The sequence below is a fragment of the Micromonospora sp. ABR4_055 genome (assembly GCF_056160425.1).
The window spans coordinates 1-1,104 of record NZ_JBSWXD010000324.1; the positions used below are offsets into that span (position 1 = coordinate 1).

A 1,104-nucleotide genomic window follows, 5' to 3' on the forward strand; every position below is an offset into this window, starting at 1 on the left:
GTGCCGCCGCAGCGGCCGCCGTCGTCGCGGCGACCACCGGGGCGGAACCGGCGGCGCTGCTCGGCCGGGTGTCCGCAGCGGGCGGAAAGGTCGACGACGCCGCGTGGATGTCGCGGTGCGCCGCCGTACGCGACGCGCTGCACCGCACCCGGCGCGGCACCCGTGGTGCCCGGGAGGTGCTGGCGGAGTACGCCGGCGGGGACGTCGCGGTGGCCACCGGGGTGCTGCTCGGCGCGACCGCCAACCGGATCCCGGTGCTGCTGGACGGCCCGGTCGGGGTGGCCGCCGCGCTGGTCAGCCGGGATCTCGCCGGCCAGACCCGGCACTGGTGCCTGCTGCCCGACCACGGCCGGCAGCCGACCGTTCGGCACGCGGCGGACGTACTCGGCCTGACCCCGCTTCTGGATCTGCGGCTCGACCTGGGTGAGGGCGCCACCGCGCTGGCCGCGTTGCCGCTGCTGCGTTCGACGCTCGCCCTGGCCGACACGCTCGGCGAACACCCGACGTTCGCCGAACCGGAGCCGGCCGGTCCCGGTCCGGCGGCCGCCGGACCGGCCGCCGCCGACCCGGTGCGGTGACCGCCGGACCGCCCACCGGTCCGGGACATGCGGTGTCCGCCGGCGTCCGGCTCGCCGTCACCACCTTCACCGTGTTTCCGCTGCGGCCCGGTCCGGTGCACCGACCGGCGGCGGCCGCGGCGATGGCGGTCGCCCCGGTGGTCGGCCTCGGTCTCGGCGTACTTCTGGCAACGACCCTGCTCGCGCTCTCGGCCGCCGGAACCCCGGCGCTGGTCGCCGCTGCGGTGGTGACGGGCCTGGCTGCGGCGTCGACCCGAGGGCTGCACCTGGACGGACTGGCCGACACCGTCGACGCGCTCGGCTCGCACCGGCCCGCCGACGGCGCGCTGGCGGTGATGCGCCGGCCGGACATCGGCCCGTTCGGCGTGGTGGCCCTGGTCGTCGTGCTGCTGGCGCAGACGGCGTCGCTCGGTTCGCTACCGGCCGGACGGTCGTGGCCGGCGGTGCTGGCGGCGGTCGCCACCGCGGTCGCGGCAGGCCGCCTCGCGGTCACCTGGGCCTGCCGCCAGGCCGTGCCGGCCGCCCG

2 protein-coding genes are annotated in these 1,104 nt (G+C 78.5%); both read left to right on the top strand.

Annotated features, from left to right (window positions below; all coding sequences use genetic code 11):
- Positions 1-578: nicotinate-nucleotide--dimethylbenzimidazole phosphoribosyltransferase (locus tag ACXAHD_RS32175; protein ID WP_475055180.1), on the top strand; the 578-nt coding region annotated here is incomplete at its 5' end.
- Between the two features lie 32 nt (positions 579-610).
- Positions 611-1,104 (top strand): adenosylcobinamide-GDP ribazoletransferase (locus ACXAHD_RS32180; protein ID WP_475055181.1); only part of this gene is annotated, 494 nt, incomplete at its 3' end.